This is a genomic window from Streptomyces sp. CA-251387 (assembly GCF_050936625.1).
Taxonomy (GTDB): Bacteria; Actinomycetota; Actinomycetes; order Streptomycetales; family Streptomycetaceae; genus Streptomyces.
Map to the genome: position 1 here is coordinate 4,883,263 of NZ_JBNJMJ010000001.1, position 14,474 is coordinate 4,897,736.

Here is a 14,474-nt window from a genome sequence, read left to right on the forward strand (position 1 = left end):
GGGGCGGGCACAAGGGCCCCGGTACGTCAAGGGCGCATCGCGCCGAGTCCGGCCGCCTGCCTCGATCCCCGTATCAACTCCCGTACATCTACCTCTGGTTCACCTGCCGTTCATGCGATCGCCCCGCTCCCGCACAGACGTGCCCCTACCGTCCCCCACGCTGCACTCAAGGGGAAGCAAGGGGAGAACAAAGACACCATGCGCATACCGCTGCCGATCATCAGAACCAACAGTGACTCGCACCCCGGTGGGCGTTCTGCCCTGACCTGCCGGTTCCGGTGTGGTGACGCCTGTTTCCACGAGGTGCCCAACACCTCCACGAACCCGTACGTCGGTGACGTCATCACCGACGCCCTCAGCCGCCGTACGACGCTGCGCGCCGCCGCGGTCGTCAGCGCGGCCGCCGCCGTGGGCGCCACCGCCACCGTCGCCGCGCCGAAGGCCAACGCCTCCGAGGCCGCCGAGACCGCCGCCGCGGCCGAGCGGACCGGTGGCACCTTCTCCCGGGGTGCCCGTGGTCTGCGGTTCACGCCCGTCGCGCCCAACACGGCCGATACCGTGACCATCCCGGACGGATACGCGCAGAACATCGTCATCCGCTGGGGCGAGCCCATCCTGCGCGGCGCCCCCGCCTTCGACCCGGACAACCAGACCGGCGAGTCGCAGTCCCAGCAGTTCGGGTACAACAACGACTTCCTCGCCCTGCTCCCACTGCCGGGCGAGCGGGGCCGGCAGATCCTCGTCGCCAACCATGAGTACACCGACGAGGTGCTCATGTTCCGTGGGTACGACGCCGCCAACCCGACCAAGCAGCAGGTCGAGGTCGCCTGGGCCGCCCATGGGCTGTCCGCCGTCGTCGTGGAGGGGGACCGGAGGAGCGGGAAGCTCACCGCCGTGCCCCGGCATCCGCTCAACCGGCGGGTCACCGCCACCACCGAGTTCAGGCTCACCGGGCCCGCCGCCGGCTCCGACCTGCTGAAGACCTCCGCCGACCCGACCGGCACCAAGGTCCTGGGGACGCTGAACAACTGCTCCGGTGGCGTCACCCCGTGGGGCACCACCCTCCACGGCGAGGAGAACTTCAACCAGTACTTCGCCAACGCCACCCGTGCGACCGACAAGCGGTACGGGCTGGGGACGGGGGCGAGCGAGCGCAAGTGGGAGCGGTTCGACAAGCGGTTCGATGTGGCGCAGGAGCCGAACGAGCCGCACCGCTTCGGGTACGTCGTCGAGCTCGACCCGTACGACCCCACCTCCACGCCGCGCAAGCACACCGCGATCGGCCGCTTCAAGCACGAGGGCGCGACCGTGCGGCTGACCGACGACGGGCGGCCCGTCGTCTACTCGGGTGACGACGAGCGCTTCGACTACTTCTACAAGTTCGTCAGCAGCAAGCGGATGAAGAAGGGGACCAGCCGGGCTGTGCGGGAGCACAATCTCTCGCTGCTCGACGAGGGGACGCTGTACGTCGCCAAGCTCACCGGTGACTCCCCCGCCATCGAGATCGACGGGAGCGGGAAGCTGCCCGCCGACGGTGAGTTCGACGGCAGTGGTGAGTGGATCCCGCTGGCCACCGCCACCGCCGACGGCGCCGTCTCGCACGTCGAGGGGATGACCGCCGAGGAGGTCTTCGTCTTCACTCGTCTCGCCGGCGACAAGGTCGGCGCCACCAAGATGGACCGGCCCGAGGACATCGAGCCGAACCCGCACACCGGCAAGGTGTACGTCGCCCTCACCAACAACTCCAACCGTGGCAAGACCGGCTTCGCCCCCGCCGACGAGGCCAACCCGCGCAACAGCAACAAGCACGGCCAGGTCCTGGAGCTGACCGAGCGCTGGAACCGGGCCGACAGCAAGAAGTTCGCCTGGACGCTGTTCCTGGTGGCCGGTGACCCGAACGACCCGGCCACCTACTTCGCCGGGTTCCCGAAGGAGGACGTCTCCCCGATCTCCTGCCCGGACAACGTCGCCTTCGACTCGTACGGCAACCTGTGGATCTCCACCGACGGCAACCAGCTCGGCTCCCACGACGGCCTCTTCGGCGTCGCTACGCGCGGTGAACGGCGCGGTGAGCTCAAGCAGTTCCTGACGATGCCGAAGGGCGCGGAGACCTGCGGCCCGGTCATCCAGGACCGCCGTGTGCTCGTCGCCGTGCAGCACCCGGGCGAGATCGACGGCGCGACCGCGGAGAACCCGCTGAGCGCCTGGCCCGAGGGCGCCGGCAAGATCAACCGGCCGGCGGTCGTGGCGGTCTGGCGCAAGGACGGGTGCGACATCGGCGTCTGAGCCGGAGAGAACCGGTAGTGCGTTCTACGGGAGTGCTGGGACCGGCGGCTGCCGCTCGCCGTCGTGTTCCAGCCACTCCCGGTACGCCGGGGCGTGCCGGGCGGCCTCCCAGTACGCCTCCTCCAGCGCGGGGTAGACGCCGTCCAGCTCCGTCTCCGTGCGGGCCGCGAGGAGCAGGCGTACGCCGAGCGGGTCGCCGTGCAGGCGGCGTACCGCCATGGTGGGGGTGTCGGCGTGGGTCGGCTGGCAGACGGTGACCACCTCGCCGGTGGCGACCAGCGCGTCGGCCGTGTAGTAGTCGCCGTGCAGGACGTGCGGGTTGACGCCGGCCGCGCGGAACATCCGCTGCACGGCGTCCCACTCGCCGTCGACCGTGGGGTCGATCATCCAGCGGTCGTCGGCCAGATCACGCAGGTGGACCTCGGATTTCGCCGCGGCCGGGTGGTCGGCGGGCAGGGACACGAACTGCGGTTCGCGTTCCATCAGCACGCGGAGGCGGAGTTCCGGCGGGATGCGCAGGGGGCAGCCCTCCACCTCGTGCACGAAGGCCACGTCCAGCTGGCCGTCGGCGACCATGCGCAGCAGGGCGTTCGGGGAGACGTTCATGTGCAGGGTCGGGTCCTGGCCGTGGCCGCGCAGCCGGCGCAGCCAGCCCGCGAGGGCCTTGCTGGCCGTCGAGCCGACGCGCAGCTGAGGGCCGCCCACCGCGGCCGCCCTCGCCTCGGTGACCAGGGCGCGCATGTCGGCCACCAGCGGGCGGGCCCGGCTGAGGACCAGACGGCCGAGCGGGGTGGGACGGCAGCCGGATCGCGCGCGCAGGAACAGCGCGCCGCCCAGCTCCTGCTCGATTCTGCGCAGCTGGGTGCTGAGCGACGGCTGGGCGACGCCCAGTTGGCGGGCGGCTCGGTGCAGACTGCCGGTGTCGGCTATGGCGCACAGTGCGCGGAGGTGTCTCACCTCGAGGTCCATGCCCTCGGAGACTAAAGCGGAAGCACAGGTTTCACCAGCCGCACAAATCACCGCGGATGCCTGCCAATTGGGTCCCTGATAGGGCCGGGCTATCACCGGTTGCCATCATCACAGCCGAGCCACAGGCGCCGACACTCGCCTTGACGACTCACCCCCCACCTAGGAGTCATCAATGCGTATGTCCTTTTCCCTGTCCGCCCGTTCGGCGGTGGCAGTCGGGGTCGGTGTCGCCGCCCTCGGCTTCGGCACGGTCGCCCCGGCGACGGCGGCCCCGGCCTCTGCGCAGGCCGGCTACGTCGCCAAGTCGGCCGAATCCGACGCCGGCCGGGCCTTCTTCCAGGCCGTCCTGAAGTCGGTCGCCGAAAAGCGTGCCGCGAACCCGAAGGCCGCGGCCGTCACCGTCACCTACGACGCGTCCGCCGCGCCCACGTTCAGCGCGCAGATAGCCCGCAGCACCGAGATATGGAACAGCTCGGTGTCCAACGTGAAGCTCCAGGAGGGCTCCAACGCCGACTTCACCTACCGCGAGGGCAACGATCCGCGCGGGTCGTACGCGTCCACCGACGGGCACGGCAAGGGGTACATCTTCCTCGACTACCAGCAGAACCAGGAGTACGACTCGACTCGCGTCACCGCGCACGAGACGGGGCATGTGCTGGGGCTGCCGGACCACTACGAGGGGCCGTGCAGTGAGCTGATGTCGGGCGGCGGGCCGGGCCCGTCCTGCACGAACTCGATCCCGGACGCGAATGAGCGGGCCAAGGTCGAGCAGCTGTGGGCCAACGGGTTCGCTGCCGCGATGGACAAGGCTCTGCACAAGGTCAACCGCTAGCGCCACCCCCCACCCGGTGCGGCCGCCCTCCTGCACAGGGCGGTCGCACCCTTTTGTGGGCAGAGTTCGCCCAAGAGCTCGGGTGGTCTGTCCTGTTGGGCGGCTGCGGGTCCATCGTGGCTTGTCGCGCAGTTCCCCGCGCCCCTCAGGCCCGTTGCCGCTCAGCTCCGTCAATGAGGCGATGCGATTGCCCTTGCCGCTGCCACCTCTTGCCGTAGGGGCTCCAGGACGCTGTCCGCCGGGCCGGTGAGGTCCGTGCGGACCGCGTACAGGGTCTCGGCCTCGCGTACGCCTGCCGCCAACTCCCTCAGCTGACGGGACACTTGGGTCACCTCGGCCTCGGAGGGCCGTGCCGCCCCGTACCGCACCTGCACCCGCGCCGCTGTCGTCGCGTCCACGATGCGTTCCACGGCGACGACCAGGGGCCACCATGCCGCCGCGCGGCGGCCGGTGGGTGGGGGTTCGGTCAGGGCGCGTTGGAATTCCGTGCGGATGGTGGAGAGGTCGCGGTAGAGGCGGCGGCGCATGCGGGCGCGGGCCGGGGGGTCGACGGGGTTCGGGCCGAAGGCGGCCTCCACATAGCGTGCCGTTTCCTCGACGGCGTCGGCGAGCCGGTCGCCGACCCGGGTGTGCCAGCTCTCCGGCCACAGCAGGTACCCGGCGACGAGGGCGATCGCGCAGCCCAGGAGGGAGTCGACGAGGCGGGGCAGCAGGAGCGCGGTGCCCTCGCGGTTCAGGACGTCGGACAGGAGCAGGATCACCGGGGTGATGGCGGCCGTCTGGTAGCCGTAGCCGCGTGGCGTGAGCGCGGGGATCAGCGGTGCGAGCAGGAGCAACGCGGGTACGTCCGCCCAGCCGCGCGGCACCTGGGAGAGCACGGCCGCCGCGATCACCAGGCCGGCGACCGTGCCGAGGGCGCGCAGCAGGGCGCGGGAGAAGACCGAGCCGAAGTCGGGCTTGAGGACGAAGGTGATGGTGAGGGCGACCCAGTACGAGCGCGGGACCGGGATGAGGGAGACCAGCGCCTGCGCCAGTCCGATGCACAGGGCCAGGCGCAGGCCGTAGCGCCAGGAGGCGGCGGAGAGGGCGACGTTCCGGGCGGCGCGGGCGGTGCGGATGCCGAGCGCGGCCGGGCGGCCGAGGCGGTCGTCGATGCCGCGGGGGTCGACGTCCGGGGCGGCGACGACCTCGGCGGCGTGGCGCAGGGCGTGGTCGACGGCGCGGGTCGTCTCGGTGGTGGGGTCGGGCAGCTGGAGCCCTGTCGGGCCCGGGGAGCCGGTCTCGACGGCGGAGGCGAGGTGCCGTACGGCTTCCGGGACCTCGGGTGGGAGGGGGGTGCCGCTGAGGTGGGCGGCGGGAGCGGCCTCCACGACCGCGGTGATGGCGTTCAACTGGGCGAGCAGCCGGGTGAGTTCGGGGCTGCGGCCGTGGTGGCGGGCGCGGTGGGCGAGGACGGTGTCGTACGACTGGTTCAGGGACTGGGTGACGGCGTGGCGGGCGTCGTCGTACGCCTGGGTGCCACCGCCGACGGCCGTCAGCAGCTCGGCGACCGCCCGGTAGGTGTCCGCGACCGCCGTTCGCTCCGGCACCCCCGACCGCAGCGGCCAGGCGAGCAGCGCGAGGACCAGGACGAGCAGCCCGCCGCCGGACATCAGCAGCGGCGCGATCCACCACTCGCCCGGCATCGGCAGCCCCGCCCCGACCACGCAGGTCAGCAGCAGCACCAGCCCCGACACGGAGGCGACCGCGCCGATCGTCGAGATCATCCCGGAGACCAGCGCGACCCCGGTGACGGCGGCGACGGCGACCCAGCCGTGGCCGTACACCAGGGTGCCGAAGGTGATGCCGACGGCGCCGAAGAGCTGGGGGATCGCGATGGTGGGGACGCGGATGCGGTACGCGGCGGCGGTGTCGCTGAGGACGCCGTTGAGGGCGCCCATGGAGGCGAGGGCGCCGTAGGCGGGGCGGTCGACGGCGAGGCCGATGGCCAGGGGGAGGGCCATCGCGAGCGCGGCGCGGACCATGGCCGGCCGGTTGACGGGGGCCGGCTGGGCCCGGAGGTTCCGCACCAGCCAGTCGGGGGGCGTGAGGCCGATGGGGAACTCGCGGGGCATGCGCCCCATTATGAGCACCCTTGTTCGGCTCGTCGTTCACCTCATCCGCGCTGGTGAAGGGTGAGGTCGACGAGCAGGGCGCGGTGGTCGGTGTCGGGCAGGTCGAGGAAGCGGGCGGTGCGGACGGAGAAGTCGGAGGAGAGGAGCACGTGGTCGATCTGCGCCCCGAAGGTCGGGGTGGTCAGGGTCGGCCAGCTGGGGGTGCGGTCGTGGCCGGTGAGCCGGGCGGCGTCGCGCAGGCCGGTGTCGAGGATGCGGCGGAAGGCGGCGTGGTCCTGGGAGGCGTTGAAGTCGCCGGCGAGGACGAGGGGCGTGCCGTCGGCCTCGGCGGCGAAGTCGTGCAGCGCGTCGAGTTCCCGGCGCCACCGGTCGATGTCGCCGGGCATCGGCGGCACCGGGTGCGCGAGCTGCAGCCGTACGGCGTGCCCGCGTACGTCGGCGACGGCGCCGGGCATGGCCATGGCGCCGGGGACGCCCTCGGCGGAGGTGAGCGGGAAGCGGCTGAGGACGACGGAGCCCGCCGAGCCGCCGGCCACCTGGGCCGCCCGGTGCGGATAGTCGGTGCCGAGGGCCTTGCGGAGCGTGGCGTCGCAGGTGTGCTCGCACTCCTGGACGAACACGATGTCCGGCTTCTCCCGGCGGACTGCGGTGACGAGGGCCTCGGTCGCCTGTCCGAACTCGACGTTCGAGGTCAGCACCCTGAAGGAGGCGAGCGGGGGGCCGTCCGGCCGGCCGGTCTTTCCGTACGGCTCGATGAACCAGGCCAGCAGCCCGAACAGCACGACGGCCCATACGATGCCGGTCCACCAGCGCGAGAACAGCGCGAGCAGCAGCGCGAGGCCGGCGGGCACGAGCAGCCACGGCAGGAAGGCGAGGAACTGCGGGATCGGGGTGATGCCGTCGGTGTCGGCGACACGGCAGCCGACGACCGCGCTGACGCCCAGCAACAGCAGGGCGGCCGACCAGATGCCGAGCTGTCGCCCACGTCGCCGTCCCGGCATGCCGTCCGGGGAAGCCGTCCACTCGGCAGCCGCACTCTCCAAGTCCCGGCCTTCCGTTCGCGGGTGGGATGTCCCGGATTCTCCCTCAAAGACGGTGGCTGTGGGGCGAAGGTTGCGCGGGAGGGGTCCCGGCGGGGTGCGCCGATGATGACCGCGGTAAAGGTCGTCCAGGGCGGGGCGATCACCTTCGTGCTGCTCGTGGCCTTCATGAACATGGCTGTGAGCGGTTCGTGAGCGGGATGCGGGTTACCCGTCGATACGAGCCAGGAACGCCCCCAGCGCCCCGTTGAACTCCCCCGGCCGCTCCAGGTTCGGCATGTGCGCCGCGCCGTCGATCACCCGTAGGGTCGAGTCCGGGAGTGCGGCGTGCATCGCCTCCGCGTCGGAGACGGGGGTGTAGGCGTCGTCCGCGCCCACGACCACCAGGGCCGGGACCGTGACGCGGGTCAGCAGCGCGCGGTAGTCGGGGCGTTCGGCGCGGCCGCGCATGGCCGCCGCGGCGCCCTCGGGCGGCGTCGCCGTCATCATGCGGTGGACATGGGCCTTGACCTCGGCGTCCGCGTACGGCGCGACCATCTTCTCCAGCACCTCGTCGGCGTATCCGCGCATGCCCTCGCGCAGCAGCCGGTCCGCCATGGCGCCCCGCGCCCTCTTGCCCTCGGCCGTCTCCGCCGCCGGGAAGGTGTCGGCGAGGACCAGCCCCCGGATGCGGTCGGGGAAGCGGTCGTAGCACTCCATGACGATCTGGCCGCCCATCGACAGGCCCGCCAGCACGCACGACTCCACCTTCAGGTCGTCCAGCAGGGCCTCGATGTCCCGGGCGAAGTCGGAGAGCGGAGTGATGCCGGGGACGACCGGGGAGGCGCCGTAACCGCGCAGGTCGGGGGCGATGACCCGGCGGGTGGGAGAGAAGGCCCCGATCTGCGGGGTCCACATCGTGCGGTCGAAGGGGTGGCCGTGGATGAGGACGAGGGGGGCCGATGGCGTATCGGCGCCTTTGTCCTCGTATGCGAGGAAGGGGCTCATGTGAACGACCCTAGATCGGCCCAACTCCTCGGTGCAATAAGATCTTTGCCCTCGGTGCAATGTCAGGGGGAGAGCTCGTGGAGGACTACCGGCACCTCGCCGACCGCATAGCCGACGACATCACCGCCGGACGGCTCAGGCCCGGCGAACGGCTGCCTCCGCAGCGGGTGTTCGCGCGGCGGCGCGGGATCGCCGGGTCGACGGCGGGGCGGGTGTACGCCGAACTCGTCCGGCGCGGACTGGTCGTCGGCGAGGTCGGCCGCGGCACCTTCGTGCGGGCCGCGCCGGCGGGGACCGGGCGGTCGCTCGTCGAGTCCGCGACCGCGGCGGTGGTCAACCTGGAGCTCAACTACCCTTCCGCGCCGGGCCAGTCGGAGCTCCTCGCCCCCACCCTCGCCCCGCTCCTGCGCCCCGACGTCCTGACCGACGCCCTGCGCCCCGCGCCCGCCCTCGGCACGGCCCCCGCCAGGGAAGCCGCCGCCTCCCTCCTCACCACGCCCGGCTGGCGTCCTGCCCCAGCCCAGGTCGTCTTCACCGGCAACGCCCGCCAGGCCATCGCCGCCACCCTCGCCTCCCTCGTCCGCCCCGGCGGGCGCCTCGGTGTCGAACCGCTGACGTATCCCCTGGTCAAGGAGATCGCCGCCCGGCTCGGCATCACGCTGGTCGCGCTCGCTGCGGACGAGGGCGGGGTGCGTCCGGAGTCCGTCGCCGCCGTCCACCGCAGTGCCCCGCTGTCCGCCCTCTACGTCCAGCCGACGCTGCACAATCCGACGTCCCTCACGATGAGCGGCGAGCGGCTCGCCCACCTCGCCGCCACCGTCCGTGCCCTGGACATCCCCGTCGTCGAGGACCGCATCTGGTCCTTCCTCGCCGACCCGCCGCCCGACCCCCTCGCCGCCCACGCGCCCGGCCTCACCCATGTCGTCGACAGCCTCTCCAAGCGCGTCGCCCCGGGGCTCACCGTCGGCTTCGTCGTCGCGCCCGAGGAGCGGGTCGAGGCGCTGGCGGCGGCCGTGCGGTCCGGTGGGTGGAGCGCGGGGCGGTTCGCGGTGGAGGCGGCCGTGCGGTGGATCGGGGACGGGACGGTACGGCGGCTGGTCGCGGCGAAGCGGGCGGACGCGGCGCACCGGCAGCGGATCGTCGGCGAGGAGCTGCGCGGGTTCGCCGTACAGTCCGATCCGCGCGCCCTCTTCGCCTGGTGGGAGCTGCCCGCGCCGTGGCGCGCCGACACCTTCACGGCCGCGGCGGCCGCGCACGGCATCGCGGTGACCCCGGGCCCTGCCTTCGCCGTCGACCCGAACCGCACCCCGAACGCCATCAGACTCGGGCTCGCCTCGGCCCCGGAGCCGGATCTGCGGTGGGCGTTGCGGAGGTTGGCCGGGGTCGTGCGAGGTGCTTCGTGAGGTTGCCGGCGGGTGCCGTCAGATTCGGGCTCGCGTCGGCTCCGGGGCCGGATCCGCGGCGGACGCTCGTCGGCGTCGTGCGAGCTGCTCCGTGAGCCGGCAGACGAGGGCTGCCGTCAGACCGAGGGCGATCAGCAGCCAGGACACCGTGCGCAGGGTCTGGGTCAGGGCGTCGTAGACCGCGCCCGCGGCCGGGCGGTGGGCCGCCTCGGGCAGGTCGGCCAGCGTGAGCCGGCGGCCGATCGCCACCGCGAGCAGCAGGGACGCGCCGCCGAGGGCCGTGCCCAGCGCCGTCGCCGTGACCGCGCGGCGGCGGCAGGCGGCGACCGCGATGCCCGTCGCGGCCAGCACGACGGCCGAGACGGGCAGCCAGAAACCGGCGACTTCCAGCACGTCGTACCCCTTCCTGAGCCGGTCCAGCTCCGCGGCCGGAAGCACGGCGACCTCGGTGTGCTCGACCGGGATGTGCCGCGCCAACGGCACGTGGTCCTCGGCGAGTCGGCGTTTGACCTGGGCGGTGACCGGGGCGAGGTCGACGGTGACCGTGCGGTCGCGCCCGTCCTGAAGGGCGCTCAGCACGGCGTCGTGGACCGCCCGGTTGCCCGCCTCCCACGCCGTGCGGAAGGCCTCGGTCCGGGTGAACGAGCGCACCGCGTCGTGCACGAAGGGCCGTACGATGCCGTCCTCGTCGCGGGTGTCGAGCTCGTGGCCGAGCCGGGGCGCGACCTCCTGCACGAGCCCGGCCCCGACGGTGTCCGCCACCGCGCCCTGCACGGCCGGATCCGCGGCGAGCGGCGCCATCGCGGTGACGTAGCGGCCGGTGTCGGCGAGCCCGTACGTCACCCAGGCCGCCAGCGCGCCGCACGGCACGAGGAGGCACGACAGGGCGATCAGCGCTGCCGACAGGGCGTTCCGCACGGGGGTGGGCACGGCGGTGGGCACTGAGGGTGGCACATGGGTGGGCACCTTTTCAGGCAAGGTGCGCGGGGGCGGGAGTGCCAGTGGTGTGCCTGCATACGGCCGCACTGGTGCGCTCTCCGGTGGAGCGTTCACCCGAACGGGTGTCTCATGGATCAGAGAGACCAACCCGTGGGTGGATGAAGGGGAACGGGTCGGCCCCGGCGCCATCAGCGACCGGGGCCGATCCGTGCGTCCGTCATCGGATACGGCGGCCCCGGGCGTCCTCGTGCGTGTAGTAGCGGTAGAACAGCACGACGAAGACGACCGCGCCGATCACGAACCCCATGGCCGAGGACTTGAGGACGGTGTTGCCGCTCTGGCTGTACAGGAACCCGAACGCGCCGCCCAGGAAGGCGCCCCACAGGATCGCGTGCACCTCGCGGATCGTGCGTGAGGCGACCTCGCGCACGGCGACGTACAGCACCATGAACGCGAACGCGGTGACGAAGCCGAAGAGCAGGTTCCAGCCGGTGATCTCGCCGCCGGAGCGCCGGTTCGCCGCGGCCCAGTAGCCGTAGACGAGGCCGAGGACGATCGGCACGGCGACGCTCGCGATGCGGTGCGTGCGCACGCTGAACACGTCGGGCAGGCCGCTCGGGCCGGTCGCCGCCGTCCTTGACGTCCCTCGACCGGACGCGGGTGCCGCATGAGCCATGAGAGCACTCCTCTCTCTCCTCGCCCCCGCCATCAAGGGCACACCTGAGGGGGCTGCGTGGCAAGTCGGCGTTGCCTGTCAGCCCGTCCAGGGGCGGCAGCCCCGGGCACGGTCACAGGAACCCCGGGTACCCGGATGCGGCCGAACCAACGGCGTGCTTCGCTGAGCCCATGAGGGCCGTAAGCGACGGTGGAGCCGGCCCGCAGGGCGCCACGCTGCTGCGCGTGCGCGGCCGCAGTGTCGCCTGGGTGCCCCCGCTGCTGCTGCTCGTCGCCATCGTGCTGGTCGACTTCAGGACCAGCAGCGACTTCCGGATCCTGTCGTGGATCGTGCTGGTGCCCGGTATCGCCGCCGCGATCTGCGGGGTGTGGGGGACGGCCGTGTTCGCGGTGCTCGCGCCCGCCACGTACGTCGCCGCGGACGCCGTGCTGCCGCACGAGTACCAGGCCGGTCTCCCCGACCTCGTCCTCGCCGGCATCGGCGGTGTCCTCGCCACGCTGGCCTGCGTGATCCGGGTGCGCGGCGAGCGGCGCATGCTGCACATGCAGGACGTCACGGAGACCATCCGCCGTACCGTGCTGCGCCCGCTGCCGCCGGGCTGGGGCGGGCTCGACCACGCGGGGGTGTATCTGTCCGCCGACAGCGAGGCCCGGGTCGGCGGCGACTTCTACGACATCCAGACCGGCCTGCACGGCACCCGCGTCATCGTCGGGGACGTCCAGGGCAAGGGGCTGGGCGCGGTGGAGGCGGCGGCCGCGCTGCTCGGCACGTTCCGGGAGGCCGCCTATCACGAGGCCGACCTGACGGCGGTGGCCGCGCGGCTGGAGGTGCGGATGCAGCGGCACATCCGGATGCGCACGGCTCTGGGGCGGGAGGACGGCGACCGGTTCGCCACGGCGGTCCTGCTCGACTTCCCGGAGGGGCAGCCGGGCGTGATGGACGCCGTCGTCCTCGGGCACGACTCCCCGCTCGTCGTCGGCCCCGACGGCGTACGGTCCCTGCCGCCCGACCACGGCCTCCCCCTCGGCCTCGGCGAACTCGCCCCCGCCGACGGTCCGCCGCCGGTGCTGCGCGTGCCCCTCGCCCCCGACGAGACGCTGCTGCTGACGACGGACGGGGTGACCGAGGCCCGGGACGGCGCCGGCGCCTTCTACCCGCTCGCCGCCGAGGTCGCCGCGGCCGTCGCCGCCGACCCGGGTCTCGCACGTCCCGCGCGCCTGGTCGCGTTCGTCCGGGAGCGCACGCTGCGGCACTGCGGTGGGCGGCTGGCCGACGACACGACGGTGTTCGCGGTACGGCGGAGAGCCTGGGTGGGGAAAGGCGTGGGGAATGGCGTCGGGAAAGGCGGGGGGAATGGGGACGGAATCGGGCGCACCCAGTCCTGAGATCCCGCTTCCCAGCCGCAGCGGTTACGGTGCTGCCGTACGTGATCGACGGGGGATGGGGAGGGACCGATGCCCGGAACCGTGCTGCTGCTGGCCGCCGCCCCGGCGGGCAAGGGCTGTCTGGTGGATGCCGCCTCCGTGCTCCCGATCCTCGCCGCCGTCCCGCCCGCGGTGCTGTCCGGCACGGACACGGCGAACGTCGTGGAACTCGCCGACCCGCTGGAACCGCAGGCCGTCCTCACCCGCCTGCGCGCCGCCGCGGCCACCCCCGCCCCGCTCACGGTCTTCGTCACCGGCCAGCTCCACCTGGACCGCCGCCAGCACCTCCCCCACCTGGCGCTGGCACGCACCACCCCGCAGACGGTCCGCTACACCGGCTTCCCCTGGCACTGGATCCGCGAGGAACTGCGCCTGCGCGCACCGGGCTCGACGACCCTCCTCCTCGACCTGCACGCCGACGCCGAGACCTGGCAGTGGCTGCGCGCCAACCCCCTCGACTCGGGGCGCAACAACGCGGTCTACGGCCGTATCGCCCCGCCGCCCAACCGCCGCACGCTGGCGGGGCCGACATACATGAAGGCCGTCGCCACCCTCCTCCGCAGCGGCCACCGCCCACCCCTCGACCAACTCCACCAGCAGGCACTGGCCCGGATCTCCCCCGAGGGCGGCATGGGTACCGACATCGTCCTGACGGCCCAGAGCCCTGCACATATCCCCCCGCACATCGTCGCCCAGCCCCCTGTACAACTCCGCCCGCACAGCGCGGTACAGCCACCGCGCCAGGACGCCCCGCAGACTCCACGCCACCTCCCGCCGGAGGGCTCTGCGCCGGTCCGGGGCGGGGTTCCCGGGCAGGTTTTGCCGTCGGAGGGCTCTGCGTCGATTCGGGATGGGGTTTCTGCGCAGGTTTTGCTGTCGGAGGGGTCTGCGTCGATTCGGGATGGGGTTCCCGCGCAGGTTCTGCTGTCGGAGGGCTCCGCGCCGGTCCGGGATGGGGTTCCCGCGCAGGTTCTGCCGCCCGAGGCCCCCACGCCGACCCGGGCGCAGGCTCCCGCGCCGGTCCTGATGCGGCAACCGCCGCTACCGCCGGAGTTTCCTGCGTCGGTTCCGGCGGGGGCTACTGCCCAGGTCCTGCCGCCGGAGAGCCCCACGCCGACTCCGGCGCAGGTTTCGCCACAAGAGTCCTCGGCAAGCGCGGCGCCGGTCGCGGCGTCGGCTCCTGCGCAGGGCTTGCCTCAGCAGTCCTCGGAAGGCTCGGCGCCGAACCCCGCACAAAGCCTCGCGCCGAGCCCCGCGCAGACCATCCCTCCGATGCCCGCGCACAGCCCCGCGCCCACGCCGGCCCAGCTCCCCACCCCCGCCCCGGCCCAGCTCCCCGCGCCGAGCCCGGTGCAGCCGGCCGCGCAAACCCCCACCCCCACCGACCCCCACGCAGTGATCGCGGCTGCCGCCGAAGCCGGGCGGCACGGGGAGGCCGAGGCGTTGGCCGCTCACCACGAGCAGGTGGCCCTGCGGGCCCATGGCCCCGCCTCCGAGGAGGCGTTGCACTGGATCGAGGTGCGGGCGGATTTGGCGATGCTGGCGGGGGACGCGGTGCGGAGTTGCCGGACCTGGCTGACGGTCGCCTCGGCGCGGCTCTCCGCCGGGCAGGCGCCGGACGCGCCCGCGGTGGAGGCCGCGGTCGACCGGGCCCATCACCAGTGGGGGCAGATCAAGGACGCCGCCCCCGCACGTGAACTCGGCCCCGTGCTCGCGGAGCTACGGGGCCGAGTGCCGGGACGGCGGCGGGGCGCTCTGGAGAACGTCCTTCAGCAGCTGCGGCAGCTGCAGGTCAGCGGGTGAA

The 14,474-nt window shown here is 73.0% G+C and carries 11 protein-coding genes; 5 read left to right on the forward strand and 6 right to left on the reverse strand.

Going from position 1 to position 14,474, the window contains the following annotated elements; genetic code table 11:
• Positions 1–198: 198 nt before the first annotated feature.
• A complete protein-coding gene (locus ACQEV2_RS21790) occupies positions 199–2,286 on the forward strand; it encodes a PhoX family protein (RefSeq protein ID WP_433043932.1) in 2,088 nt (695 codons plus the stop codon).
• 24 nt (positions 2,287–2,310) lie between these two features.
• Here ACQEV2_RS21790 and ACQEV2_RS21795 read toward each other — a convergent pair whose 3' ends face one another.
• Complete coding sequence (locus ACQEV2_RS21795; RefSeq protein WP_433043935.1) at positions 2,311–3,255, reverse strand: LysR family transcriptional regulator; 945 nt, start codon at positions 3,253–3,255, stop codon at positions 2,311–2,313.
• Between the two features lie 172 nt (positions 3,256–3,427).
• Here ACQEV2_RS21795 and snpA point away from each other — a divergent pair, with 172 nt between their 5' ends.
• Positions 3,428–4,087 carry a snapalysin gene (snpA, locus tag ACQEV2_RS21800; protein WP_433043938.1) on the forward strand — a complete coding sequence of 220 codons (660 nt, stop codon included), beginning with the start codon at positions 3,428–3,430 and terminating at the stop codon, positions 4,085–4,087.
• Positions 4,088–4,257: 170 nt separating this feature from the next.
• Here the strand turns inward: snpA and ACQEV2_RS21805 are convergent, their stop codons facing one another.
• From ACQEV2_RS21805 to ACQEV2_RS21815, 3 genes are all read right to left on the reverse strand, one after another.
• Complete coding sequence (locus ACQEV2_RS21805) at positions 4,258–6,201, reverse strand: FUSC family protein (RefSeq protein WP_433043941.1); 1,944 nt, start codon at positions 6,199–6,201, stop codon at positions 4,258–4,260.
• A gap of 41 nt (positions 6,202–6,242) precedes the next feature.
• Complete coding sequence (locus tag ACQEV2_RS21810; RefSeq protein WP_433054672.1) at positions 6,243–7,202, reverse strand: endonuclease/exonuclease/phosphatase family protein; 960 nt, start codon at positions 7,200–7,202, stop codon at positions 6,243–6,245.
• 246 nt (positions 7,203–7,448) lie between these two features.
• Positions 7,449–8,228 (reverse strand): alpha/beta fold hydrolase, encoded by a 780-nt coding sequence (locus ACQEV2_RS21815; protein ID WP_433043944.1) that lies wholly within the window; start codon positions 8,226–8,228, stop codon positions 7,449–7,451.
• A 77-nt stretch (positions 8,229–8,305) separates the two neighbouring features.
• On the opposite strand from ACQEV2_RS21815, the gene ACQEV2_RS21820 reads away from it, so the two are divergent.
• Positions 8,306–9,631, forward strand: a complete 1,326-nt coding sequence (locus tag ACQEV2_RS21820; RefSeq protein ID WP_433054675.1) for a PLP-dependent aminotransferase family protein — start codon at positions 8,306–8,308, stop codon at positions 9,629–9,631.
• 18 nt (positions 9,632–9,649) lie between these two features.
• Here the strand turns inward: ACQEV2_RS21820 and ACQEV2_RS21825 are convergent, their stop codons facing one another.
• Together ACQEV2_RS21825 and ACQEV2_RS21830 are read right to left on the reverse strand one after the other, a co-directional pair.
• Positions 9,650–10,561, reverse strand: a complete 912-nt coding sequence (locus ACQEV2_RS21825; RefSeq protein ID WP_433054678.1) for a hypothetical protein — start codon at positions 10,559–10,561, stop codon at positions 9,650–9,652.
• A gap of 226 nt (positions 10,562–10,787) precedes the next feature.
• Complete coding sequence (locus ACQEV2_RS21830; RefSeq protein WP_433043947.1) at positions 10,788–11,246, reverse strand: hypothetical protein; 459 nt, start codon at positions 11,244–11,246, stop codon at positions 10,788–10,790.
• 170 nt (positions 11,247–11,416) lie between these two features.
• Between ACQEV2_RS21830 and ACQEV2_RS21835 the strand changes: the two genes are divergently transcribed.
• Both ACQEV2_RS21835 and ACQEV2_RS21840 read left to right on the forward strand, forming a co-directional pair.
• Positions 11,417–12,631 (forward strand): PP2C family protein-serine/threonine phosphatase, encoded by a 1,215-nt coding sequence (locus ACQEV2_RS21835; RefSeq protein WP_433043949.1) that lies wholly within the window; start codon positions 11,417–11,419, stop codon positions 12,629–12,631.
• 69 nt (positions 12,632–12,700) lie between these two features.
• Positions 12,701–14,473 (forward strand): hypothetical protein, encoded by a 1,773-nt coding sequence (locus ACQEV2_RS21840; RefSeq protein ID WP_433043952.1) that lies wholly within the window; start codon positions 12,701–12,703, stop codon positions 14,471–14,473.
• The last annotated feature ends 1 nt before the right edge of the window (position 14,474 follow it).